This is a genomic window from Blastopirellula sediminis (genome assembly GCF_020966755.1).
Taxonomy (GTDB): Bacteria; Planctomycetota; Planctomycetia; order Pirellulales; family Pirellulaceae; genus Blastopirellula; species Blastopirellula sediminis.
The window spans coordinates 836,877-861,925 of sequence record NZ_JAJKFT010000010.1 but is presented as its reverse complement, the minus strand read 5'-3'; the positions used below and the strand labels follow the sequence as shown (position 1 = coordinate 861,925).

Sequence of the window (25,049 nt, the reverse complement as noted above, 5' to 3'; positions counted from 1 at the left end):
TTTCGGACCCCTCATGGCAGAACCTGTCGAAGTTGTGATCACCGGACTAGGCGTCGTCGCCCCGACCGGCATCGGCGTTCCGGTTTTCTGGAACGCGCTGCTCGAGGGAAAGTGCGGCATCGCCCCCTTGGAGCAGTTCGCTGCGCCAGGTTTCCCCGCAAACTTTGGGGGAGAGATCCGCGATTTTGACCCCAAGATCTACGTTAAGCCGCGGAAAAGCCTGAAGGTGATGTGTCGCGAGATCCAGACCGGGTTCTCGGCCGCCGCCATGGCGATGGAGCAAGCGGGTCTCGAGCCGGGAAGCGTCGATCCCGATCGGCTGGGAGTCGTCTACGGCAGCGAGATGTTCTTCTCGAACTACGACGACATGATCTCGGCCTACGCCAAATGCTTGAAAGATGGCGAGTTCCTGTTTGAGAACTGGGGGGATGCGTTTACCTCTGAGATTAACCCCCTCTGGATGCTCAAGTACTTGCCGAACATGCCGGCCTGTCATGTCGGGATCTATTTTGACGGCCGCGGCCACAACAATACGATCTGTAGCGACTCGATTTCGTCGCACGTCGCCTTTTCGGAAGGGGCGTCGCAGATTCGCCGCGGACATGTCGACACGATGATCGTCGGCGGAACCGGTTCGCGGGTCGCGATTAACGCCCTGATGTTCCGCGGTCCGGAACTCCTCTCGCACAAAGACGTCGATCCGAGCAAAGCCTGCCGACCGTTCGACAAAGATCGAGACGGTTCGGTCCATGGCGAAGGCGCCGCTGCGATGGTGCTGGAAAGCCGAGCGACGGCCGAAGCCCGCGGCGCCCAGATCCTGGCGGTCGTCGGCGGCGACGCTTGCCGTTTCGCTCGGACTGAAAAGAATCAACCGTTCACCTCCGGCGCCGTCGCCAGCAGTATTGCAGCGGCGCTTGAAGAAGCCAAGTTGTCAGCCAAGGATGTTGGCGCCGTGATCGCGCATGGGGTTAGCATGCGAGACGACGACGCGCTCGAAGCGGCGGCGATCGCCGAAACGCTCGGCGACGTTCCGGTGACCGCTCCCAAGAGCATGACCGGGCACATCGGCGCCGGGTGCGGTGCGATCGATCTGGTGACCGCGACGATGATGCTGCAAGAGTCGCTGATTCCGCAGACCTTGAACTACGAAACGCCTGATCCGACCTGCCCGGTCAACGTCGTCCATGGCCAGCCGTTGTCCGCTTCGATGAAGGCGGTGTTGAGCCTGACGCAAAACCGAACCGGTCAAGTGACCGCGGTCGCCTTGAAGCGAGCTTAGTCGCTCGCACTTTCTTCTTCTCGTGCGGCGAGCGCTTCTCGCCCGCGTAAAATGCGGCGCTGCATCCAAATCCAGATGCATACGGCGATGCCGCCAAAGAAGCCGAAAGCGTACGCGGCTGAATGGGCCCACGCGTCGATCAGAAATCCGACGTGCGCTTCCCGCTTCATCAAGCGGGCGAAATCAGGCGCCGGCCAAATCACGCCCCCTTCGGCGAGTCGCCAAGCGACCAATCCCGCGACCAGCGAACCAATCGCCATCGTCAGCAGCAAGTAGCCGATCGGGCGAACCAGATCGCGGGCCGCCAGTTTCGGCGGAGCGCCGGCTCGCGCCAACAGCACGGCTGGGATCGATAGAATCAGGCCAACCCACCACGTCGCTTTCGCTCCCCAGGTGAGCGCCAAGACGGTCGGATCGGTCGCGCCGCCCCAAACCGGCGCATGGAAAACGGTGAAGTATTCCAGACAAATCCGCGTGGTGATCATGTCATGGCAAACGCCATACAGAATCGCCGCCGCGATGCACATCAAGATGATTTTCAGCGATTCCGACATAGGACTTCACTTGCGAGAAGCGGTTTCGATCCGGTCGACCACTGCGACGCGCAGGTCGCAGACGTTGGTATGCGTCGGACCGGTCTTCAGAAGTCGATCGAGCGGCTGAAAAAAGTGATACGCGTCGTTACGCCGCAAGTAGTCTTCGGCGGAAAGCTGTAATTCTTGCGCCTGCGTTGAGCCCGCGGCGTCGATCCAGGCTCCGGCCGCATCGGTCGGGCCATCTTCGCCGTCGGTTCCGCCGCTCAGGATCGCCATTCCTTGCATCGGATCGGTTGGAGAGAGTTCGCAAAGTCGCTTGTAAGCGGCGAGCGTCAGCTGTTGATTCCGACCCCCCATCCCCCGCTCCGCTTCGTCGGCGAGCTGTACGACCGGTTCGCCGCCGGTGATTAGACAGTCGGGCCCTTTCGAGTCGCGCATCCGGAGCGTCATCTCGGCTAGATGGCGCCCGACCGCTTCGGCCTGACCTTCGCTTTGCCGGGCCGAGGTCATCGCGTGCGAATAGCCGCGGCGTTCCGCTTCGATCCCTGCCGCGTCGACCGCGACCGCGTTGTTGCCGATGACGAAGTTGTAAACGTCACAAGTCGGCTGCGGCGCCGACTTCTGTTTCTGCTGCAGCACGGAAACGATCGCGGCGAACTGCGGCAAGCCAGCGGCGCCAAAGTCTCGCAAGATTTGCAGCGCATCGGCGGCACTGGACGAATCGGGAACGGTCGGCCCGGAGGCGATCACGTCGAGCGGATCGCCAAGCACGTCCGAGATGATCATCGAGACGAGATAGCCCGCGCGACACGCAACCGCCAGACCGTTCCCTTTGATGCGGCTCAGTTGTTTGCGGACTGTATTCAGATGGACGATGTCGGCGCCGGCGCCGCTCAGGTATTTGGTGATCGCTTGTTTGTCGGCCAGCGTGACGCCGGCGATCGGGGCCGGCAACAGCGCCGAACCGCCGCCGGAGATCAGGGCGATGCAAAGGTCTCGTTCGTTCAGTCGACCGACGCCGTCGAGGATCTCACTGGCGATTTGGACGCCGGCTTCAGTCGGCGCGTTGACTCCGGCCGGACGACCGCCGCGGAGCTCGATGCGAGATAAGCGGCGAACGCAATCTTCCGGAACGCTGAGCAAACCGCGCACTTGCTTGGCCTGCATCAGGTCGGCGCCAAGCGCCGCTTCGAGACCGGCCGCCATGCCGGCTCCGGCTTTCCCGGCGCCGACGACGTAGATTCGATCGATTTCGGCAAGATCGAGTTCGATATCGGCCAGGCGGAGAAAGTTGCCGACCAGTTCGACGTTCTCGCGCAAGAGACGTTCGCTATCGACGGCGTCGACGCCGGCTCGCCAAATGGCGAGCAGATCTTCTTGCAGTTGCGCTGCGGTGCGCTTCATCGGATTACTTCGTCCCCGCTTCGCGAATGCGGAAGATGTCGAGCCACTGCTGTGAGCGATCGACTTGAATGTGGCTGAGGGAGTTCTCTTCGTCGGCGCAGCAAACCAGCCCGATCAAGTATTGCTGACCGCCGGAGTCGAAACGTCCGGCGACCGCGCACCACGGAGTCCCTGCCCCTTTTTCGCCGGGGAGGGCCGCTTCGACGAAGAAGCTTTGAGCGAAACCGCTGACGCTCAGTTGACCGGGCCAGCGGAAAAAGTCCGGGCGGTGCGAGCGGACGATCTGCATCATCCCGGGAGCGAACGCTTCCATGATCTTGCGCAGCTGGTCTTCGTCCGGGATCGGACGATTGCGACCGGCCGGCGCGATCACGATGGCGATGATCCGGACCGGCACGTGATAGACTTCGACGCGCGGCCCGATCAGGGTCCGCGGTCCTTGCGTCACGCCCCGTTCGATATCGATCCGGGTGGAGCTTCGGTCGGGCGGAGGCGCCGGTTTCGGACGGAGCCAACGGAGCGCGGCATACGCCAACACCGCGATTCCGGCCAAGACTCCCAACAGAACCGGCGACGGCACGTAGTCGAACCACGAAGCGGTCGTCTCGGGTTCAACTTGCAGAAATAAGACCGGCATCGGGCGACAGGACGAGCAAGTGGCGGGAAAGGATGGGAGCCGAAGTAAACGTATCGTAGCTTCCCCTGCGCCGACTGCAAACCATCGCCGCTATCGCAGCCAGGCGTCGTCGATGTACGCCTCGTTGTCGATTTGCGGAGTGGGACGGGATTGGCGGCGGCGTTGTTCGTACAATTCGACCGTGACGTCGTCGAGCGTCGCTTCGGCGAAACCGGTCATCTCGAAGGTGAGCCGCATCGTGCCAGGCTGATCGGCGGCGCGAATCAGCGAGAATTCCTGCCATTGGTCGATCGCCGGCAAATGGAGTCCGAGCCGTTTGCCGCCAAGCGAATCGTAGATCAATAGCGCGTTCTTCCCCGGCGTCGTTTTCGAGCGGACCTTCACCCAGCCGCGGATCAGCAGCAATTGTCCCGGCTGGACGTCGACGACGCCGGAGTCAATTTTCAGCGGCGCCGCGCCGGCCAAGACCGGCGTCAGTTCGTTCTCGGGGAAGACCCCCAGGTGGAGCGCGTAGTTTCCATCCTTCACGTCGGTGCTGGTCAGTTCGCACAGCAGTTTGACGCCGGGACTGGGATGCTCGGTCTGTCGCCAGCCGGTCGCCAGCAGGAAGGTCAGATCTTCCATGTCGCCCCCAGCCAGGCGATTGGCCGAAGGTTCCATGATCGCCAGACGCGATTGCAACTGCAGCGCGAGCGGCAGCAGGTCGTACGAGATCGTCAGCGGATTGGTGAGCGGCGAATAGTACTGGGCGATCGTCCGTTCCCATTGAAGACGTTGCACTTGCTCTAGCGAGTTCATCGCCGCGTTGACTTTCTTTTCGGCCAACGCGATGCTGCCGACTTCCAGCCCGCGTTGCGCTTCACGAAGGTCTCCCCATGCGGAGGCGATCTGGGTGTTGGCGACCTGGTCTCCGCCTCGCAATTGCGCCGTCACGTCGCGAGCCAGTTCAAGCGTCTGCTGAGCGATTTCGTATTGCAGTTCGGTAATGCGGCGGCCGTTCTCTTCGATGCGGCGTCGCATGTCGCGGAGCACGATCGGGTCCTGCGTCAGCACGATCAACGCCACACGCGATTGATCATGCAGCACCAGACGCATCCCGCCGGAGCGGCGCGAATGCTGCATCTGCTGGAGGCCGGAACTGTGCAGCAGATACGGTTCGCTGTCGGTCGGTATGCCTGGGACCTGAATCTCAAGTGCGCTGGCGTAAGGAGGGGCGACGGTGAATTGATCGCCGGGGACCGAGCGAACGACGATCAGCAATTTGGCGGTCGGGGTCGAAAGGAGCGTCGCCTGGATGGTTGGATTAACAGTCGGAATCGACGTCAATTGATCGGCCGCAGCGATCCATGGTTCGACCAATGCCAGCCGACGATTGGCCAGTTCCAGCGCCGCGCGGCGATATTCGTTGACGGGGCGTTCGTCGGCCAAGGAGGAGCGACTCGTGTAGATGAAGCCGCGAGCTCCGCCGCTCGCCGCCAAAAAGAGCTGTTGCTGCATCTGATCGGCTTCGATCGCGGCCGAGATTTGCGGCAGCGACGAAAGGGCCTGGAGCTGACGCCGCGTTTCGTCGGGATAGTCGGTTTCAATCACGCTCCAGTGGGCCGTCGTCTGCGAACAGAAGAGGGAACGTTTTTCGATTTCGCCGGAGAGTTCCGCCGGCGCTGACGATCCGCCGATCATCGGCACATTGTGCAGGATGATGTCGGCGAAGCGGCTGTGTTCGTAGAGAGAGTTGGTCGGAGCGGCCAGAATCGGGCGATTGGCGCCTTGATCGGCGCGGCGAACGTCGTCGGCGGTTAGCGCGAAATCAGGAAAGTCTTCGGCACGTTCCGATGTCGGAATCTGCCAGGCGAGTAGGCGCTGGTAAGCGCCGTCAAGCGTACCCTGCGGCGGCGGTGGAGCGATGAAGGTCATCCCGTTCCGCTGCAGGTCGTACAGCAACGCTTCGTCCGGTTTCCGGTTGATGCGAATCGCGTTGAAGCCCAACTGCCGCAACAGGGGCAACGGTTCGCCGTGATAGTCGATCACGCGATGCGCGAGCGGCTGATTGTCGACCAGCAGCAAGTTGCCGTCGCGAGAGACGACCGAAACCGGCGGCGTGCCAATCTCTTCCATGCGCGGTGAGCCTGAGCGAAGACTGACGCTGACCGTCGACTTTTCTCCTTGCGGCGTCAATTGGCCGGTCAGTTCCAGGTCGTCAAACCAATACTCGGTGAGCCCCGGCCCGGCGTACAAGTTAAGGCCGACGATGTCGACGTACGCTTCCCGCGGATCGAACTCGGGGCCATATTGCGCGCGGAGTGCGGCGGTACGGCGCTCGACGTCCGCTTTCAGGTCTCCCATCGTCAACTGTTGCCAACGGCCCGCTTGTTGATAGGTGGAACCGCCGAGGAGCATTGTCGCCGGGATCCCGTTGGCATCGGTGAAGCGGGGGAAGACGATCCGGACGACGATCTGGGCGCCGGGGCGTTCTCCTTTGACCCAGAGGCTCGGCTTCAGGTCGGAGATGACCGTACTATGCGGAACCGCCGCGCCGAACATCAGCTTGGTGCCGGAGGTTCCTTCAAAGGCGATCGTCTCGGCGCCTCGGCCGCTGCGGACGACATCTTGCGTTCGCTCGTGACGAGTGACCCGGAAGTTGATGTCGAGATCGAGCAGTTGGAAACTGGTTTGCGCTCCCTCGAAGTCCTCTTGGTACGACGCCTGCGCAGCGGCCGAGAAGGCCGTTACGACGCAGACGGTGATTCCAAGCAACAACGAATAACGCATACAACATCAGAGATGTAAAAAGTGTGGCGAAACCGCAACGTCGCGCGAAATCGATGTTGTCGCGCATAAGGTGGGCTTGTACCTGGATTTAGGCGATATCGCCAGATCAATCGTGTGGTGTTTTGGCAACGTGTTGCCTGCGTGCCGCAAAAAGCGGATTTTTGTAAGTGCTTGTGGTTATTTGGTTTGCGGCGACATGTGGCGTTCTCGCGGCATTCTCGGCACGGTGGGTGCTTATAATCCCTGGCGAAACCCACCGTCGCCTGTCGCCGCTAGAACCGGAAGAAAGAGAACCACCATGAGCCAAGCGCCCAAAACCCAGCGTCAAGACGAAGCCGCCCAAGACGAATTGCCGAAAGACCTGGTCGAACTGGCGATCGCGATTGCTCAGATGCCCGGCGACGTCCGGATGAAGTTGGAACCGATCATGAACAAGGTGATCGACAATAGCCGTCGCCGCCGCCGGATTTACACCCTGGTTCAGGAAGCTTTGAGCCAGTTGCGGCTCGACATGAAGTACCTGATGTTCGACCTCGAAGCGACCCGCCGTGAACGAGATCATTACAAATCGGGATCGAACGAAGATTAACACCAATCGGTGTACTTTGATTTATGGGAACTCGGCCTCGCGCCGAGTTTTTTTGTCTCGGAACTTTCTGTGAACGTGGTAACATTAAGGGAGCCAGCCTGCCTCGAAGCGACGAACTCGGAACAGACGTTTGCTTCGCCTCCTTCGCTCCAGTAAATTGTGCGAGTAGGAACAGGCACTTTTCATTCGATTTTTTACTTGTCACGCGAGAAGAGGGTAAAGGCGCGTATTTTGCGCCTTAATGCGCTATGGCTGACCTGTCTGCGGAAGAATTTGCGCAGCGTGTCCTCGATTACGGTCTGATCGAACCTGCTCAATTGGAGGCGATCTGGGGCCAACTAGGTACACGCGAAGTCTCCTTGGGAGAATTTCAGAACGTCTTGCTGCGCCGAGAGATCCTGACCAACTACCAGGTCGAGCGTCTCTTGAAAGGGCTGAAGAACGGCTATTTCTACGGCAACTACAAGGTGCTCTACATGATCGGAACCGGGACCTTCGCCCGGGTCTACCGAACTGTACACAAGGACACCGGCAAGGTGGTCGCCGCCAAAGTGTTACGTCGACGCTTTTGCGAAGATCCCAAACGTTCGGGTCAGTTCATGCAGGAAGGGGAACTTGGCAAAGCGCTGCGGCACCCCAACATCTGCCCGATCTACGAAGTCCACTCCGAAAGCAATTTGTATCAACAAGGTACGAACTACTTTCTGATCATTGAATTCATCGAAGGTCAAAACCTCCGCGACCTGCTCCGCATCCGGGGCAAGTTCAGTCCGGCCGACGCGACCAAGTTGATGATCGACATCTGCAGCGGTCTGGCCTACGCCGCAGAGCGCGGCTTGACCCATCGCGACTTGAAGCTGTCGAACGTGCTCATCTCGAGCCGCGGTCGCGCGAAGCTCGTCGACTTTGGTCTCGCCGCTTTCGCCGAACAAGTTCAAGACGACGGCGCCGCCGCCAACCCGCGAACCGTCGACTACGCCGGTCTCGAAATGGCGACCAACGCCCCGCGCGACGACCATCGCAGCGATATCTACTTCGCCGGCGCGATCTACTACCAAATGCTCACCGGCGTCGCCCCGCTGTACGAAACGCGCGATCGCCAGAAACGTCTCGCTCCGATTCGCTATACCGGGTACGAGCCGATCGCCCGCGTCGCGCCTGACTTGCCGCGCTCGGTTGCGGCCGTCGCGATGAAAGCGATGGAACTGAACCCCGACAAGCGTTACCAGTCGGCCGCTGCGATGCTGAACGACTTGAAACTGGCCGCGCGTCGCTTGGAACTGGGCGATGACGGCGCTGCCGGCGAAATCCGCGCCAAGCTCGAAGCGGAAGGTGGCGGCGGTCCGGTCGCCAAGTTCATGGAAGGGATGAACAAGACCATCATGGTCGTCGAGCAAAACCTGGAAATGCAGGACGTGCTCCGCGATCGCTTGAAGGCGTATGGCTACCGCGTGTTGGTGATCAGCAATCCGGAACGAGCGATGGCTCGCTTCGCGGAAGAAGGGACCCGCGCCGCCGACTTGTGCTTGTTCAGCACCGTCGATCTCGGTTCGGTCGCTCTGGAAGCGTTCAACAAGTTCGCCACCGACCCGCACACCGTCAACATTCCGGCGATCCTGCTCCTCAAAGAGCGCCAAGCCGCTTGGAAGAACGACGCCAAGCTGGGCGAACATCGCGCCGTGATGCTGATGCCGATCAAGGTGCGGCAACTGCGGACGCTGGTTCGCGAACTGCTGAAAGAGCCGGCCGAAGAGGAAGTCGAAACTTCCTAACGGAAACTCGATTCAGCCCAAGAAACAAGAGAAGGATGACCTGCGATCAGGTCATCCTTTCTTTTTTGGGTAATCCGCTTAGCGTCCGTGACGGAAGTGATGGACGCGACGAACCGTGTTGCCATAGACATGGCCAGGACGATTCGGGCGTTGCAGCAGCGGCTGCGCGCGAATCACTTCGCGCTGCGCTTCGGTCGTGACGACCACGTCAAACCAGGCCGCGTTGGTTTCGCCGACGGTGGTCAGGCAGAAAGCGACGGTCAGCAGGACAAAAAACGGAAGGTGCAACTTACGTAGGTTCATGGTCTGAATTATCCCGGTATCAAGAATGCGACGTCATTCGATGAAAAATTAGCACACGAATTTTGCGTTGCGTAGTTTTTTCGCCACGTTGCGCGAAGTACGATATTCGACTAATTGATTCCATCGCTACAAGCTGTCGCCCCGGAAGCTGAGTAGTTTCGCTCAAGCTTCTTCGCTATCTTTAACCAGCGGCGAAGAAGGAACAATATGGTAAACACGGGGGATTCGATGACCGCAGAAGAACCGCAGCCGTCCCACTCTTCCTCAGGCGGAAGCTTCACCGGCCTCATTTTGATCCTGGTCGGCATCTTTGCCGGCGCTTTGCTGGGGCTCTTCTACGGCGAAACGATGTGGCGGGCCGCGCACGGTCCGACCAAAGCGGTTGAAACTCTGCAAAAAACCTTGGCGCAAAAGCAGCAGTTCTCGCAGCGCGAAGCGGATGCGGCCGCCGCCACCGACGATCCGCAGGCCAAGGCGAAGCATCAAAAGGAAGCGGATCGCCTGGCCGCCCAGGCGGTTAAAGTCGGCGATCGCCTCAAAGAGATGGAAACGATCGCCGCCGATACCGAAAAGCAGCGCGCGGCCGGTCAGCTCTACTTCGCCGAAACGGTCTGGATGCTGGTTGAATTCTGCGGCGACGTCTTCTTGCAGATCTTGAAACTGCTGGTCATTCCGCTGGTCATCACCAGCATGATCACCGGGATTACCTCGCTGGGGGACATTCGCAAAGTCGGACGCGTCGGCGTTTATGCGATCACCTATTACTTCATCACCACTTCGATCGCCGTGCTGATCGGCTTGATCCTGGTGTTGGTGATTCAGCCGGGGACCAAGTCGGACGATACGTTCGCCTACCAAAGCGAGTCGGTCTCGGCGAAGGAAAAAGGAACGCCGATCGAAAAGCTGCTGGAAGTGGTCCGCGGCAAGCCGGGCGATCCTGGCAGCGGCATGTTTCCGGCCAACATCTTCCAGGCCGCCACCTCGACCAACGTCCTCGCGCTGATCGTCTTCGCCATCGTCTTCGGTTCGGCGCTGACCACCATCGGCGAAGAAGGAGAAATCGTCATTCGCTTCTTCCGCGCCGCAAACGAAGCGGTAATGAAGATGGTGCACATGGTGATGGCGATTGCGCCGGTCGGCATCTTTGGCCTTGTGGCCGGCAATATCGCCAAGCATGGAGGCGCCGCCGGGTTCGGCGATCAGATGCAGCGTATCGGTTGGTACGTGGCGGCGGTCTCGATCGGTTTGCTGTTGCATGCGCTGGTCCTGATGTTGATCGTCTGGTACTACGGCAAGAAGAACCCGATTAAGTACACGATGGGGATGGCGCGCGCACTGCTTACGGCGGTCAGCACCGCGAGCAGTTCGGCGACGCTGCCGATCACCATCGAATGCGTCGAAGAAAACAATGACGTGTCGCCGAAAGCGGCCGGCTTCGTGTTGCCGCTGGGGGCGACGATCAACATGGACGGCACTGCGCTTTACGAAGCGGTCGCCGTGATCTTCATCGCGCAAAGCCTCGGAATTCCGCTAGGAATTGGGGAGTTGCTCGTTATCTTTCTGACCGCATCGCTCGCTGCAGTAGGGGCCGCCGGCGTCCCGGAAGCGGGGCTCTTTACCATGGTCATCGTGCTGCAAGCGGTCGGACTCCCAACCGAAGGGGTGGGAATCATTCTGGCGATCGACTGGTTCCTTGATCGCTTGCGCACCACCGTCAACGTTTTTGGCGATTCGATCGGCGCAGCGGTAGTTGATAACCTCGTCGTCTCGCGCACATAATGACGACCTGACTTTTCCTCCACTCTCTCTTCTGTCGATTCCATCGCGCCGGCCAGCATGGCGCCACGCTCCTTTTCGCGCTCCTCTCCAGTAAAGACTCATCATGCATCGTCTCGTATGGGCGACGTCGTTCGCCATTGCTAGCGCTATTTCTATTTCGAATCCCACCTTCGCTCAGTCGTCGAAACCGAAAGAGGTCACGCTGCGCGAGATCTTCGGCGTGCAAACCGAACGCGAAATCAAAGTGACCCGCGTCGAGGATCTCGACGACATCACCATCCGCTTCGGCGACAAGCAAACGCACGTACGCCTGGCTTCGGTCGCGCCGTTCCATGAATGGCCCGTCGCCCAAGACGCCGCGTGGGTGAAAATGCAGGAAGAGCTCAAACAACAGGCCGTCAATCAACTCCTCGACAAAAAGTTCCGCATCCGACTCGCTCTCTGCCAAGAGGAAGGAAAGTTCCCGGCCGTTTATCTCGACGAGCGGGCCGACTATCTGATCGATCGAGAAAGCATGTGGGAAGGTCTGAAGCCAGCCGAGCGTACCGGCTGGGGCCGCACGTCGCAAAACATCGACCTGGTTTTTCAAGGGCTGACGATCTATCGCCCCAACTGCGCCGATCGGCCGTTCGATATGGAAGAGCTATTCGAACGCGCCCAGCAAAACGCCGAAGTCTTCCGCCGCGGCCTCTGGAAAGAATACCGCTTCGCCCGAGCCGTCGAATTGATCGACACGAAGGTCCGGCACTAGCAGAAAAAGCGGAAAGCGGAGAGCCGAAAGCGGAATGCACTAACCCGAGGCGCGAGCCGAGGGAATGCGCACGCAAGCAAATGACGAATGTCGAAGCTCGAATGACGAACGTGCGAATCTCCCTTCACTAGCCCGCCGCGCAAGCAAGGGAATGCGGCCGGCCGAAGAAGAGAAGAATAGAACACGGAAGCCACGGCGAAGAGCACGGAGAACACGGTAAGAGAAAGCCCGCAGCGCATGCGCGCCCAATAATAGCCCGAAGCGCAAGCGAGGGAAATGCGTTTGCAAGCAAGCGACGCAGATCGCAGCGCAACAATTCCAAATTGCCAAACAGCGCACACTCTTCCATCCGCCCCGACGGGGCGAACTAACCTAGCCCAGGGTCAGTCGCCAACGGCGACGCAGCCCTGGGTCACGATCTTCCATTTTTTCCGAAGCCCCAACGGGGCGCGCTAACCGGGCGCCGGCGTTCGGTCAAAACCAACCGACTGGACCGCCACGCCAATTTTTTTCGCAGGGACGACGCAACTTGATCGATCCCATTTAGATCGCCCCGATGGGGCTTATGTCATTCGTGCACGTACCGACCCAGGGCTGCGTCGCCAAAGGCGACTTCCCCTGGGCTAGATTAGGTTGCCCCGTTGGGGCATTTTGAAGAGCGTCGGTTGAGGATTGCGGATCGACTGGACCGCTGACGCGATTTTTTTCGTTCGTCGGACGGGACTCGACCGCGTCCTTTTTTTCTTCAATTAGCGGCGCGGTCAATCGATACCGCGGATAGTAGAACTGTTTCTCGTTGATGATCTTTTGGATCTCCCCCGCCGCGACCATCCGATCCCACGCCCGGGCGAACTTCGTGCCGTTCATGCCGCAGTTTTCGCGGACTCGCAACTTCGTCGCGTGCGCCTCGCCGAGGTCGGTCATCGCCAGGCGAATTCGCGACCGCATCCGTTGATCGAGCGCGGCGTCTTTCCAGCGTTCGGCTTCGTCTTGCAGCGCATCCGCTTCGTGCACGATCGTTTGCCAACGTCGCCCGGTCGTAGTCGTAGGGCAGGCCGTGCCTGCCGCTCTGCTTGCGAGTGTTTCCATTTCGGCAGGCACGGCCTGCCCTACGTCGGTCAATCTCCCTTCGTCGACATCGACGCCCCATTCGCCCCCTTGCCCGGCGTAGCCGCCGAGCGTTAGCCAGAGGCGATGCTCACCGCTGCCTGGCGCATAACTCTGGCGGCGATTCACCAACAGCCACTGCTGGGCGAAGTCGAGACTGCCGGCGAGGATCGCAGCGTCGAGTTTGCCCGGTTTCATTTCTTTTCGCGTTTGGACGCAGAGAATCGGCGTCGCGCCGTTGTCGAGACAACACTGCGCGAGCGTCTGCAGCGCTTCGGCTTGCTTTCGTTTGCCGGTCGAACTTAACCGAATCGCATCGATCACCACCACTTCCAACTCGTGCTTCGTGATCCAGTCGCGGAGTTTCCCCAGGCACTCCGGTTCGGCTGGATCGTCGGTGGTCAGTAACCACATCAGATTGTTTCGACTTGGCGCCGCTTGCCGAGCTTCGCCCCAACGCGCTGCGAGATCAGTCAACGTCTGCTGTTGATGGCTACTGCACGCGAAGCCGACTCGTAGCGGCTTTTCGGCGGCGAAGTGGCCAAGAAACTTTCCACCGCTCGCGAGCGCTGCACATAGATCGACGGCGAGCGAACTCTTCAAGGTTTTGCTCGGACCGACGAGCACTGCCGCTTCGTGGCGCGCGAGGAAGTTGGCAAGTAGCCACTCGCGCGGCTGTTGTTCGGCGAATAGTTCCTCCGTCGTCAGCGTGCGAAACGAACTGCCGCCGCCCAGTTCGAGTCGGACGATTTCGCCGTCCGGCGGCAATTCAACTTGCTCCGGCGCCGGCGTCAGTCGTTTTCGTAAGGCCGCCGCGTAGTCGGCAATGTTGTTCATGTCGCCGCCGGAATGCATCACCGCTTGAATCAATGCCGACGCGGTCAGCTTGTCGTAGCCGTAGGTGAGGAGGTCGGCGAGCAACTGCTGGTCGTCTCGATCTTCGTCGCCAGTGAGGTGCAGCCCGAGGAGGGCCGAGTAGATGTCCCGATGACACGGGACGCGAAAGACTTGCAGCGGGAGCGCATCTTCGCTGAGTCGTTCCGGGTACATCATCATGCAGGCGAGCCATTGGGCTTCGACGAGCTCTTCGTGGGCCGTTGTGTTGTCGGCCTGTTTGCTGTTCTTCTTTTGCTTCGCGCGCAGCAGGGCGCCGAGGCGCCGGATTCGGGCCTTTCGCATTGGCGTTTTCCTCAAACAAGCGCGCACGGCCATCCCGGCGACGTCTTCGCGCTTTGGAAAAAAGAGGCCTCGGTCCGATCACGAGGCGTGAAGAAAAAGGGATGCTGGGCGGTTGATCAGACGCCCGCATCTTGAGGGGTGTAGTATACAAAGCGCCAGTATGTTTTGCAAGCGAGATTTATGGTCCGGGTAGGGTGGGTGGAGCAAACGCGGAGGGGGCGTTTGGCTTGTTAAACGCTGTTCGCTTGTGCAACCCACCTTGGGCTTGCACGCGGATTGTTGGGTTTCGCTGCGCTGCACCCAACCTACGAGGACTTGCGGACGCATTCCCTCGGCTTGCGCCTCGGGTTAGTGTTTTGCTTCTTGGCCGCTTTCGGTTCTCCGCTTTCCGCTGTTCTTTGCGGACGCATTTCCCTCGCTTGCGCTTCGGGCTACAATTGGGCGCGCTGTGGGCTACTATTCTTGCCGTGTTCTTACCGTGACTTGTCCGTGGCTTCCGTGTTCTATTTCTTCTTCCGGCCGCATTCCCTTGCTTGCGCTGCGGGCTAGTAAGAGTGACTCGCGCAGGAAAAAAGGCTCGCCGGGGGCGAGCCTTTTCTGGGGTTGCTGTTTGGTCGTGGGGCGAACTAGACGTTCTTCCACTGGCGGGTCTTGCCGCTTTCGAGGACGGCGTCGCAGACCTTGGCGGTTTCGAGCGCCGACTTGAAGGTCGGTTCGCACGGTTTGCCTTCTTCGAGCGCCTTCAGGAAGTCGGCGACCTGGTGGACGAAGCTATGTTCGTAACCGATGATCAGGCCCGGCACCCACCAGTGGCTCATGTAGGGATGTTCGCCGTCGGTGACGTGAATCGACTTCCAGCCGCGCTGCGGACCTTCGTCGGAGTGATCGTACATCTCCAAGCGGTTCAGGTCGTGCAGGTCCCAGCGGAGCGAAGCGTCGGCGCCGTTGATTTCAAACGTGTAGAGCGCCTTGTGACCGCGAGCGTAACGAGTCGACTCGAACAAGCCGAGCGAACCGTTGGCGAAGTGGCACATGAACGCACACGCGTCGTCGATGCCGACCTTTTCGACCTTACCGGTGAGCTGGTGCATCCGCTCTTTGATGAAGGTCTCGGTCATCGCGCTGACGTCGGTGATGCCGCCGTTGAGCCAGATCGCGGTGTCGATGCAGTGGGCGAGCAAGTCGCCGGTCACGCCGGAGCCGGCCGCGGCCGCATCCAAACGCCACAAAGCGGCGCCGCCCTGCGGCAGATCGGCGCTGATCGTCCAGTCTTGCAGGAAGTTGGCGCGATAGTGATAGATCTTGCCGAGCTTACCGCTGTCGATGATCTGCTTGGCCAAGGTGACCGCCGGCAGACGACGATAGTTGTACCAAACGGTGTTGGGGACGCCGGCCTGTTCAACGGCGGCGACCATCTCTTCCCCTTCCGCCGTGGTGCGCGAGATCGGCTTTTCGCAAAGGATCATCTTGCCCGCCTTGGCGGCGGCGATCGAGATCGGAGCGTGCGTATCGTTCGGCGTGCAGATATCGATCGCATCGATATCGTCGCGAGCAATCAGCTTTTCCCAATCGGTTTCGTAAGACTCGTATCCCCACTGCTCCGCAAACGCTTTGGTCTTTTCTTCGCTACGTCCACAGACCGCTTTCAGGACTGGGGTGATGCCAAGCTCGGGGAAAAAATCGGCGACGCGCTTATAGCCATTGGTGTGAGTTCGACCCATGAACCCGTAACCAACGAGACCGATGTTGAGGGGCTTCTTCGACATGTATTAGGGACCTTTCTGAAGGGTTGTGATCGTTTGGGAGTGAATGACGAATGTCGAAGGACGAATGACGAAAGAAACCAGAAGCACGAACCAGATACTAGCAATTGCGAAATATCTTTCCGAACACCAGGTTTAGTTCCTTCGCTTCTTGCCACAACTCACGACATTCGTCTTTTCGTTCGGGAATCGCCGTTGCAAGCATTCGCAGCCAATGCTTCGTTTCACGCGACTCTCGTTTGCAAATGCTGATACGGTATTTGAACTCTTTCTTCGAACCGGAGTCATCCGCTTCGCAATAATTGGCGCCAATGCTGGTGGCCGATCGAACCGCCTGTTGAATGAGAGGACGAGTGACGGAGTTCTCTGGGATAGACCGAGCGTATTTGATTACCGCTTCGCCGAAGCGTGCCGTCCTCTCCTCCAAGTCGAATACTCGCTTGGAGGAGGAATCGTCTTCAGTCGGGCTTTCGTGCTTCGTCATTCATTCGACATTCTGGTTTCGACATTCGTCATTTACGCCCAGCCGTGCGCGCCGCGGACTTTGACCATCGCATCCAGGATCGTATTCCAGGTCGTGCTTTGTTCCAGCATTTCGTTGGGGAACATGCAGCCGTCCCAGCAGATGTGTTTGATGCCGCGGTCTTTGGCGCCTTCGAGCCAGTAGCCGGAGCACTTGGTGATGTCGAGCTTGCCGTTCGGATCGTCGGCCGGGCAGTGACGGCCGGTCTTGTCGTGGGCGCCGGTGCCGTGGACGGTGCCGTCGTTCTGGGCGACGTGGAAGTCGATCGTCCAGGGGCGCAGCGCGTCGGTCATCGTCTTGTAAGCGGCCCAGAACTCTTCGTCGCTGTAGCCATCTTTCAAGAGGGCGTGTTCCGGTGCGTTGTAGCCCATCAGGTAGAGATAGGTGTGGGCGAGGTCGGCTTGGAACCCGACGGTCTGCGGCATGTCGACCGCTTCGAGCAGGTTCAACACGTCACGCCACGAGTGCATGCCGGCCCAGCAGATTTCTCCTTCGGCGGCCAAGCGTTCGCCATAACCGGCGGCGATCTTGCCGGCTTCTTGGAAGGTGGCGGCGATCTTGGCGGTCCCGCCGACCGGATCGTCAAACCAGCTTTCGGTCCCGGTGGCCGAGTCGATCCGAATCACGCCATATTCGCGGACGCCGTGATCGTTGAAGATCTTGGCGATGCGGCACGCTTTTTCAATCGCCAGCTTGAACTTCTCGGTATCTTCCGCGCTGCCCATCGCCGAAGCGCCGACGGTGCCGGGCCAAACGGGAGCGACGAGCGAACCGATCTTCAAACCGTACGAAGCGACCTTGTCGGCCAGCGCCTTCAGTTCGTCTTCCGACGCATCGGGATCGGTGTGGGGGTGAAAGAGGAAGCAGTCGATCCCCTCGAACTTCTGGCCGTTCACTTCGGCGGCGGCGGTCAGTTCGAGCATGTGATCCAGGCTGATCGGCGGGTGATCGGTGCCCTCTTCTTTGCCAACCAGGCCGGGCCACATCGCGTTGTGCAGCTTGGGCATCGTGTGAGAGGAGTCGCTCATATTTGGGTCCCTTTACGGTGGAGTAAAGATTGGGTGACGAGGTGGGTGGCGTTGCTTCTGATCGACAAAAAAGCCCCGGGGTGAACGCTCCGGGGCTGGTTATAAGCAGGCGGCATTAGGTCTTACGAAAGTCGCCCATCGCCGGCAAGTTGGCGTGGACGTTCGGACCAAAGTAACGGAGCCCAACCAGCGGTTCGCTGCCGGTGTTTTCGATTTCGACGCCTGCGGCGGCCGCTTCGTGCGAGATGAAGACTTCGTCTTCGGTCTCGGCGCCAAAGCGAATCATCGCCGGGGTCTGCAATTTCAGCTTGCCCATGCGGCCGCTCCCTTGGACCGTGATCCAGCCGCTAGCGCCGGGGTCCTTGAGCGTGCACTTGGCGCCGGGCTCGATGGTCAGTTCTTTCGAGCTGAAGAGCTGTTCGCCATCGACCGTGCCGTAGACGATCCAGCGATCGGTATAACCCTTGCCGCTGCACGACTCGTCGACGATCGGTTCCAGGTAGTTGTTCGCTTTGAAGTTCGGATCGACGTTCTTTTCCCAGTCGAGTTGACTGATGATGTAGTCGAGATCGTGGTGCTTCTCTGGCGGCATGTCTTTGACCAAGAGAGACCAGGGAACTTCGCGTCCTTCGACGATCGACTGCCACATGCCGAAGACGTCGCTCCCCCATTGCGGTTCGTAGGTGCAGAGCGAACCTGGAGCGTGGAGCACGCCGGTCGGAATCAACCAGCCAGTGCCGCGCTTCAGGCGATGAGCTTGCGACAAGTAAAGAATGCCGTTGTCACCCTTGTTCCAATCTTCCAGGCACTTTCGCAGCTGGGCCTTGGTGGTGTCTGGGGAGAGACCCATGAAGGTGTAGGCGAAGTTGTTGTCGACGTTGTTCAGCTGCGGCGGGAAGTAGTAGCTTTCAGGCTTCCCTTCCTGACCGACCAGCGCGGCGTCTTTGTGGCTTTGATGGAAGTGGTGCGGGATCGGGCCCATGTTGTCGAAGAACTTCGAGTAAATGGGCCAGCGATTGTACTTGGCGTACATCTCTTTGCCGATCAAGCGATCGCCCAGTTCGGCGACGGCCTCTTTCAGCAGGAAGTGCTGGCCTTCGAACAGCGCGAAGCTTTGACCTTCGTACCAGACGCGACCTTCGTTCGCGGCGTCGGTGGTGCAGGCGAACCAACGTTCGTCGATCCCGCCGCGATTGGTGCCGTAGGCGTACCAGTCGTCCGGATGGAGCTTGATGCGCTTGCCGGGATGCAAGAAACTACGGGGCACCCAGTTCGGCGAGAGACGCAGCAGACCTTCGCCAGCGTCTAAAGCACGATCCAGAATGGCGGCGACGCTGTCCCCTTTGACCACGTTTTCGATCATCGCGTTCTTGATTCTCGGTGTAAGATGGAGCGCCTCGTGCGGCGATTTCCTGACGTCAGGGGCGGACAAATTTCCATTGCCAATGACGGCGTCGCGCGGCATGTCCAGCGCCCCTGGGGACGCATCGGCGGCGACGCGCGAAACGCCTGTTTTAGCAGGTTTTTTTGCAGTCGCAAGTAAACGGGCTTCCCTTAACGCCGGGTCAGTGCTGGAATGGTTATCTTTAGTGCGATATCGTGATCGCGATGTCGTAAAGCGCCAAAAAAATGTCTTGATCACACTAATCAGTTTGGGGGTCCGCGATGACGAGCATGGTTTGGACGTTACTCGACGCCGAAAACAACCTTGCTTTGGATACGCTCGACGGCGAAGTCGCCACGCTCGCTCGTGAGCCGTTTGGCGACGTTTCGATTCGGAAGTGGACGTTGCTTGGCGGCATGTCCCAAGGGGTCGACGTCGTTGAAGTGACGAGCGGCGGATTCCGGATGCGCATCTTGCCGACGCGCGGCATGGGCGTCTGGGATGCGCATTACGATGGCCAGCGGATCGGTTGGAGCTCGCCGACGCCGGGACCAGTTCATCCGGCGTTTGTGCCGATCTCGGAACCAAGCGGCATCGGTTGGCTGGAAGGGTTTGATGAACTGCTGGTCCGCTGCGGTTTGGAAAGCAACGGCGCGCCGGAGTTTGATCCGCAGACGCATCGCCTTCTTTATCCGCTGCATGGCCGCATCGCCAACAAGCCGGCGCAGAAGGTAACCGCCGAGATCACCGAAGATGGGGAAGTGATCGTTCGCGGCGAAGTCTACGAGACCCGCTTGTTCTTCTGCAACTTGAAGCTGACGGTCGAGTACCGCATTGCCCGCGGCGAACGAGGGTTCCGCCTTAAGGATACGATCACCAATCTTTCGGCCAAGCCGGCCGAAGCGCAGATGCTGTATCACATCAACCTGGGCGACCCGGTTTTGTCCGAGGGAGCGACGGTGGTTGTACCGGCCAAGAAGGTTGTCCCGCGGAACGATCACTCGGCGGGCGAGATCGGCAACTGGGATCGCTACCGCGGGCCGCAGGTCGGCTTCGAGGAAATGGTCTACTTCTGCGAAAACGCGCACGGGGAAGATGGCTGGACGCCGACGATGCTGAAGAACGGCGCCGGCGATCGCGGGATCTCGGTCGCCTACGACGCGCGGCAGCTTCCTTGCTTTACCATCTGGAAAAACACGGCGGCGGAAGCGGACGGCTATGTCACGGGACTCGAGCCGGCGACCAATTTCCCGAATCCGCGGTCGTTTGAAGGGAAGCAGAATCGCGTGGTGAAGCTGCCCCCCGGCGGCGAAGTGAATTTCGAGATTCAACTCGCCTACCATGCGAATGCTGAAGCGGTCGCCGAGATGGAGCAATCGATTCGGTCGCTGGCGAAGGAGCCGGCGCATCTGTTGGATGCGCCGCATCCGTTGTGGTGCTCGTAGGCCGCTATTTCTTCGTAAAGGTCAGCGTCGTCGTCACGGGGCAGTGATCCGACGGGTAGTGGCCACTGTCGCTTTTCCAGCGGTCGATCGTCGTATCGGCCGCGGTGAAGCCGGCGGAGTGGAGGATCCAGTCGATCCGGGCTCCGCTCGTTTGATCTTTCCAGCCGTTGAAGGTCCAGGTCGAGCCTTCCCACTTCGCGGCGTCCCACGCGTCAGTCAAATAGGCAACCAACGTTTTATGGGGGGCCGAGCCGGCGTCGGTGTTGAAGTCGCCGGTCAAAACGACCGGGCCGCTATCGGGGGCGGCTTTCATTTGGGCGACCAGCAACTTGGCCGCTTCTTCGCGCGACTTCGGGCCGCGGTGATCGAAGTGGGTATTCCAGAAGGTAAACGTCTTACCGGACTCCTTGTCGCGAAGCTTCACCCACGACGCGATCCGCGGCAGCGACGAGTCCCAGCTGACCGAGCCGATTTTCTCGGGCGTTTCGCTCAGCGCGACGCTCCCCTTTTCAAGCAACTCAAACCGCGACTTGCGAAAGAAGACTGCACACTTTTCACCTGCGGTCCCCTCCCCTTCGCGACTGACCGCATAGCAGTCGTATTCGGGCAGTTGCTCACGCAGGTAGGCTTCCTGAAACGGTAGGCATTCTTGCGTCCCCAGCAGGTCGGGGTTGTAGCGCTGGATCGTTTCGACCACCAGCGGCTTGCGGATGTCCCAGTGGTTTTCGCCATCCTGGGCCGAGCCGTAGCGGATGTTGAACGACATCACGCGGATAGCGTCGTTGGTTTCCGCCGACAGGACAAACGAGGGGAATAGCAGCAGCGACGCCAAACAGGCGAGCGAGAGAAATCGAGACACCGGTGGGAACTCCGAGGGATGTGCAAAACGGGAGAGATCTCTATTGGAACCCAAGATGCCGGCTGGGCAAGCTGTGCGGCAAAAATTGTTTGGGGAAGTCCCGCAAAAAAGTCTTGATGGTTATCAACCTGCGGCCGTCAGGTTAGAATCAAAGCTGTCTACCGCGGCGACGCTTTCGCCGCACTGAAGGAACGCCTGCTCTTTTCGCCTGGGAGGGAATGATGAGCGATCGCCGCTTCGTCCACCTGCATTGCCATTCGCACTACAGCCTGCTCGATGGAGCCGGGTCGATTCCGCGATTGGTCGCTCGGGCGAAGAGCCACGGCATGAACGCTCTGGCGATTACCGACCACGGTAACCTGCACGGCGCGCTGCAGTTCTATCGCGAGTGCAAATCGAACGAAATCAACCCGATCATCGGCTACGAGGCGTACATCGCGCCGGGCAGCCGGTTCGAAAAATCGGGAAGCCAGCGCGACTCGAACTATCACCTGACCCTGCTTGCGCAAAACCGGACTGGCTTTCGCAACCTGGTGAAGCTGGCCTCGGCCGCTTACCTGGAAGGCTTTTACTTCAAGCCGCGGATCGACAAAGAGCTGCTGCAGAAGCATAGCGAGGGGATCATCTGCCTCAGCGGTTGCGTCAGCAGTGAATTTTCGAAGGCAATCCTCCGCGGCACGTCGACCGAAGACTTGATGAAGGAAGGCGCCAACATCTCGGGTTGGTTCGAGAAGGTCTTCGGCGATCGCTACTTCATCGAGATCATGAACAACGGTCTCGACATTCAGCGGATGCAACTGGAAGGCGCCGTCGACATCGCCAACAAGATCGGCGTGCCGTTGGTTGCGACCAGCGACACCCACTATGTCGATCAGGAAGACGCCGAAGCGCAAGACGTGATGCTCTGCATCAACACCGGCAAGTTCCGGACTGACACCAACCGGATGCGAATGGAGAACGATCAGTTTTTCCTCCGTTCGCAAGATCAGATGTACGCCGACTTCGCGGGGCTGGAGCATGCCGTCTCGCGCAGTCAGGAAATCGCCGACACGGTCGACATCGACCTGGAGTTGGGCAAACGCTACTTCCCCACCTTCGCTCTGCCGCCGGAGAAGACGGCCGACGAATACCTGCGCGAGCTCTGCATCCAAGGGCTCAAAGAGCGGTACGAAGGGAACGAAGAGATGTGTCCCGGCGGCGAATTATCGGACGTCGTCATGACGCGACTCGACCGCGAGTTGGGGGTGATCAGCCGACTTGGCTTCCCGAACTACTTCCTGATCGTGTGGGACTTTGTGGTCGAAGCCCGGAAGCAAAACATTCCGGCCACCGCGCGCGGTAGCGGCGTCGGCGCAATCGTCTGTTATGCGCTCTACATGAGCCACGTTTGCCCGATCAAGTACGACTTGCTGTTCGAGCGGTTCCTCGACGAAAACCGCTTGGAAGCCCCCGATATCGATATCGACTTTGACAAAGAGCGGCGCGGGCTCGTCATTCGCTACGTGAAAGACAAGTACGGCGAAGACAACGTCGCGCAGATCGGTACGTTCGGTACGCTCGCGGCTCGCGCGGCGATCAAAGACGTCGGCCGCGCGCTCGGCTTGCCGCTTGATCGCGTCAATGCGATTACCGGCATGGTGCCGGAAACGCTCGGCATCAAGCTGAAGGCGGCGATCGAAGCGAGCGAAGAGCTGAAGAACGCCTACGAGCATGACAGCGAAGCCCGCGAAGTGCTGACGCTGGCGATGAAGATCGAAGGCTTGGCGCGGAACGTCGGTACGCACGCGGCGGCGGTGGTGATCGCCGACCAGCCGCTGACCGAATATGTCCCTCTTTGCCGCGTGACCGGCAAGGAAGACTTGATCACGCAGTGGTCGATGAACGACGTCGAAGCGGCCGGTCTGCTGAAGATGGACTTCCTGGGCTTGCGCAACTTGACGATTCTGCGCAACGCGATCGATCTGATCGAACAGCGTGAAGGGAAGCCGTTCGACATCCACAAGATGCCGCTCGACGACGAAGAGACATTCGCATTGCTGCGACGCGGCGAAACGAAGGGGGTGTTCCAGCTCGAAAGCGGCGGTATTCGCGACCTCTTACGGCGGATGCGTCCCGACAGCTTCCTCGACATCATCGCGACCAATGCGCTCTATCGACCTGGTCCGCTCGAAGGGGGCATGGTCGACGAGTACATCGAAGTGAAAAACGGTCGCAAAGCGGCCGAATACAAGCACGAAGTGCTCGAAGAGATCCTGGCTGAAACCAACGGCGTGATGGTTTACCAGGAACAGGTCATGCGGATTCTGAATCGCTTGGGGGACATTCCGCTCGCCAAAGCGTACACCTGCATTAAGGCGATCAGCAAGAAGAAAGAGTCGCTGATCCAGCAGAACCGCGAACAGTTCATGATCGGTGCGACGGAGAAAGGTCTGACCCAGAAAGAAGCGGAAGAATTTTGGGAGATGATCGTCAAGTTCGCCGGTTATGGCTTTAACAAAAGCCACTCGACCGCCTACGCGCTGGTCGCCTATCAGACCGCGTACTTGAAGACCCACTATCCCAAGGAGTTCATGGCGGCCCTCCTTTCGGGCGACATCTCCGGGCGTAACTTCAAGACGAAAGACTCGCTTGTCGAGCATATGGAAGACGCCGACCGGATGCAGATCGAGGTCCTCGCGCCGAACGTGAATACGTCGGACGTTGAGTTCTCGGTGGTCGACGGCAAAATTCCGTTTGCGCTTAGTGCGATCAAGGGTTGCGGCGGCGGCGCGGCCGAATCGATTGTCGCCGCGCGGCGCAAGGATGGTCCGTTCACCGACATCTTCGATTTCTGCGAACGAGTCGATACGTCGCAGTGCAACCGTGCGGCGATCGAAACGTTGATCAAGGCTGGCGCCTTCGACACGCTTCATCCGGTCCGCGCCCAGATGGTCGCAGCGCTCGAAAAAGCGATCACGGCCGGCGCCGCAGCGCTTGCCGATCGCAAAGCGGGGCAGAAGAACTTGTTCGCCGCCATGGAAGAAGCCAACGGCTCGGCGCCCAAAGCGGTGAAGCTGCCCGAAGTGGAAGAGTGGAACGAACGCGAGAAGCTGCTCTACGAGAAGGAAGTGCTCGGCTTCTTCCTCACCAGTCACCCGCTGGCCGAGTACGAAAAGTCGTTCGCGATCTATTGCTCGCACACGTCGACTGACATTCCGCAGATGAAGGACAAGCAGGATGTCGTGATGGGGGGGATGATCTCCTCGATCAAGCTGGCCCATACCAAGCGAGCTCGTCCAGGAAGCAACAACACGAAGTACGCCAACTTCGACCTGGAAGACGTCAACGGCGCGATCCGCTGCATCATGTGGCCGGAGCAATACGCAAATTTCGGAGATCTGGTAAAAACGGAAGCGGTCTTCATCGTCGAAGGACGAGTCGACAAACGAGGGGGTGACGACGAGGCGAATATGATCGTCAACAACCTGGTGCCGATCGAAGACGCCCATGCCCGCTATACCAAAGGGGTCCGGATTCGGATCGACGAAGCGCACCATGGCGCCGAGATTCTGCCGAGTTTGAACGAGATTCTCCGGGCCTATCCGGGCGATTGCGATCTACAGCTCGTTCTGCAGCTGACCGATGGTCATGCGGCTCTGTTGCGAACTTCCCGCCGGGTCGACGTCTCGCTGGAGATGCGAGATCGGGTCGATCAGTTGCTAGGAGAGGGGAACTTCAAACTGATCACCGCCCCGCCAAACGCACGGCGGGCGAGCAAGAATTAGCGCAAGTCTATATCTGTAAATAGCTTGCGCGCAATGAAGGCAGGGTTGTGGCCGCCGATGTCGAAAAATCGGCACGGCCGGAGCCTTTTTTACCGATTGCTTGCCTTCCCTATTTTCCCAAATTAAGATCAAAGGGACAGCTTACTTACGGCAATTTGCCCTAGGTTAACTGTAACGG

General features: G+C 59.6%; 18 protein-coding genes. 7 read left to right on the top strand and 11 right to left on the bottom strand.

Annotated features, from left to right (window positions below; genetic code table 11):
- The first annotated feature begins 13 nt into the window (after nt 1-13).
- On the top strand, nt 14-1,279 hold the full coding sequence (locus LOC68_RS15080; protein ID WP_230220238.1) for a beta-ketoacyl-[acyl-carrier-protein] synthase family protein: 1,266 nt from the start codon (nt 14-16) through the stop codon (nt 1,277-1,279).
- Here the strand turns inward: LOC68_RS15080 and LOC68_RS15075 are convergent.
- From LOC68_RS15075 to LOC68_RS15060, 4 genes are all read right to left on the bottom strand, one after another.
- The gene (locus LOC68_RS15075; RefSeq protein ID WP_230220236.1) at nt 1,276-1,833 is read right to left on the bottom strand and encodes a hypothetical protein; all 558 of its coding nucleotides are present in this window, start codon (nt 1,831-1,833) and stop codon (nt 1,276-1,278) included. The two genes, LOC68_RS15080 and LOC68_RS15075, sit on opposite strands and share 4 nt — an antisense overlap.
- Before the next feature lie 6 nt (nt 1,834-1,839).
- On the bottom strand, nt 1,840-3,219 hold the full coding sequence (locus tag LOC68_RS15070; protein ID WP_230220234.1) for a glycerate kinase type-2 family protein: 1,380 nt from the start codon (nt 3,217-3,219) through the stop codon (nt 1,840-1,842).
- A gap of 4 nt (nt 3,220-3,223) precedes the next feature.
- Nucleotides 3,224-3,856, bottom strand: coding sequence for a hypothetical protein (locus LOC68_RS15065; protein WP_230220232.1), 633 nt, complete (start codon nt 3,854-3,856; stop codon nt 3,224-3,226).
- Between the two features lie 90 nt (nt 3,857-3,946).
- Nucleotides 3,947-6,625, bottom strand: coding sequence for a hypothetical protein (locus LOC68_RS15060; protein ID WP_230220230.1), 2,679 nt, complete (start codon nt 6,623-6,625; stop codon nt 3,947-3,949).
- A gap of 298 nt (nt 6,626-6,923) precedes the next feature.
- On the opposite strand from LOC68_RS15060, the gene LOC68_RS15055 reads away from it, so the two are divergent.
- Both LOC68_RS15055 and LOC68_RS15050 read left to right on the top strand, forming a co-directional pair.
- Nucleotides 6,924-7,214, top strand: a complete 291-nt coding sequence (locus tag LOC68_RS15055; RefSeq protein ID WP_230220228.1) for a transcriptional regulator — start codon at nt 6,924-6,926, stop codon at nt 7,212-7,214.
- A 248-nt stretch (nt 7,215-7,462) separates the two neighbouring features.
- A complete protein-coding gene (locus LOC68_RS15050; protein ID WP_230220226.1) occupies nt 7,463-8,986 on the top strand; it encodes a protein kinase domain-containing protein in 1,524 nt (507 codons plus the stop codon).
- Between the two features lie 78 nt (nt 8,987-9,064).
- Here LOC68_RS15050 and LOC68_RS15045 read toward each other — a convergent pair whose 3' ends face one another.
- On the bottom strand, nt 9,065-9,289 hold the full coding sequence (locus tag LOC68_RS15045; protein WP_230220224.1) for a hypothetical protein: 225 nt from the start codon (nt 9,287-9,289) through the stop codon (nt 9,065-9,067).
- A 228-nt stretch (nt 9,290-9,517) separates the two neighbouring features.
- Here LOC68_RS15045 and LOC68_RS15040 point away from each other — a divergent pair, with 228 nt between their 5' ends.
- On the top strand, nt 9,518-11,068 hold the full coding sequence (locus LOC68_RS15040) for a dicarboxylate/amino acid:cation symporter (RefSeq protein WP_230220222.1): 1,551 nt from the start codon (nt 9,518-9,520) through the stop codon (nt 11,066-11,068).
- 103 nt (nt 11,069-11,171) lie between these two features.
- Nucleotides 11,172-11,819, top strand: a complete 648-nt coding sequence (locus LOC68_RS15035) for a hypothetical protein (protein ID WP_230220220.1) — start codon at nt 11,172-11,174, stop codon at nt 11,817-11,819.
- 543 nt (nt 11,820-12,362) lie between these two features.
- On the opposite strand, the gene LOC68_RS15030 is transcribed toward LOC68_RS15035, so the two are convergent.
- The 5 genes from LOC68_RS15030 to LOC68_RS15010 form a co-directional block, all read right to left on the bottom strand.
- Nucleotides 12,363-14,105 (bottom strand): AAA family ATPase, encoded by a 1,743-nt coding sequence (locus tag LOC68_RS15030; protein ID WP_230220218.1) that lies wholly within the window; start codon nt 14,103-14,105, stop codon nt 12,363-12,365.
- A 626-nt stretch (nt 14,106-14,731) separates the two neighbouring features.
- On the bottom strand, nt 14,732-15,871 hold the full coding sequence (locus LOC68_RS15025; RefSeq protein ID WP_230220216.1) for a Gfo/Idh/MocA family protein: 1,140 nt from the start codon (nt 15,869-15,871) through the stop codon (nt 14,732-14,734).
- Between the two features lie 97 nt (nt 15,872-15,968).
- Nucleotides 15,969-16,352: a four helix bundle protein gene (locus LOC68_RS15020; protein ID WP_230220214.1), complete on the bottom strand. Its 384-nt coding sequence runs from the start codon at nt 16,350-16,352 to the stop codon at nt 15,969-15,971.
- Nucleotides 16,353-16,384: 32 nt separating this feature from the next.
- Nucleotides 16,385-17,419 (bottom strand): sugar phosphate isomerase/epimerase family protein, encoded by a 1,035-nt coding sequence (locus LOC68_RS15015; protein WP_230220212.1) that lies wholly within the window; start codon nt 17,417-17,419, stop codon nt 16,385-16,387.
- Nucleotides 17,420-17,534: 115 nt separating this feature from the next.
- On the bottom strand, nt 17,535-18,782 hold the full coding sequence (locus tag LOC68_RS15010; protein ID WP_230220210.1) for a hypothetical protein: 1,248 nt from the start codon (nt 18,780-18,782) through the stop codon (nt 17,535-17,537).
- Nucleotides 18,783-19,093: 311 nt separating this feature from the next.
- Between LOC68_RS15010 and LOC68_RS15005 the strand changes: the two genes are divergently transcribed.
- Nucleotides 19,094-20,248 carry an aldose 1-epimerase family protein gene (locus tag LOC68_RS15005; RefSeq protein ID WP_230220208.1) on the top strand — a complete coding sequence of 385 codons (1,155 nt, stop codon included), beginning with the start codon at nt 19,094-19,096 and terminating at the stop codon, nt 20,246-20,248.
- Between the two features lie 4 nt (nt 20,249-20,252).
- On the opposite strand, the gene LOC68_RS15000 is transcribed toward LOC68_RS15005, so the two are convergent.
- Nucleotides 20,253-21,107 (bottom strand): endonuclease/exonuclease/phosphatase family protein, encoded by an 855-nt coding sequence (locus tag LOC68_RS15000; RefSeq protein ID WP_230220206.1) that lies wholly within the window; start codon nt 21,105-21,107, stop codon nt 20,253-20,255.
- Between the two features lie 221 nt (nt 21,108-21,328).
- Between LOC68_RS15000 and dnaE the strand changes: the two genes are divergently transcribed.
- Nucleotides 21,329-24,871, top strand: coding sequence for a DNA polymerase III subunit alpha (gene dnaE / locus LOC68_RS14995; protein WP_230220204.1), 3,543 nt, complete (start codon nt 21,329-21,331; stop codon nt 24,869-24,871).
- Nucleotides 24,872-25,049 lie beyond the last annotated feature (178 nt).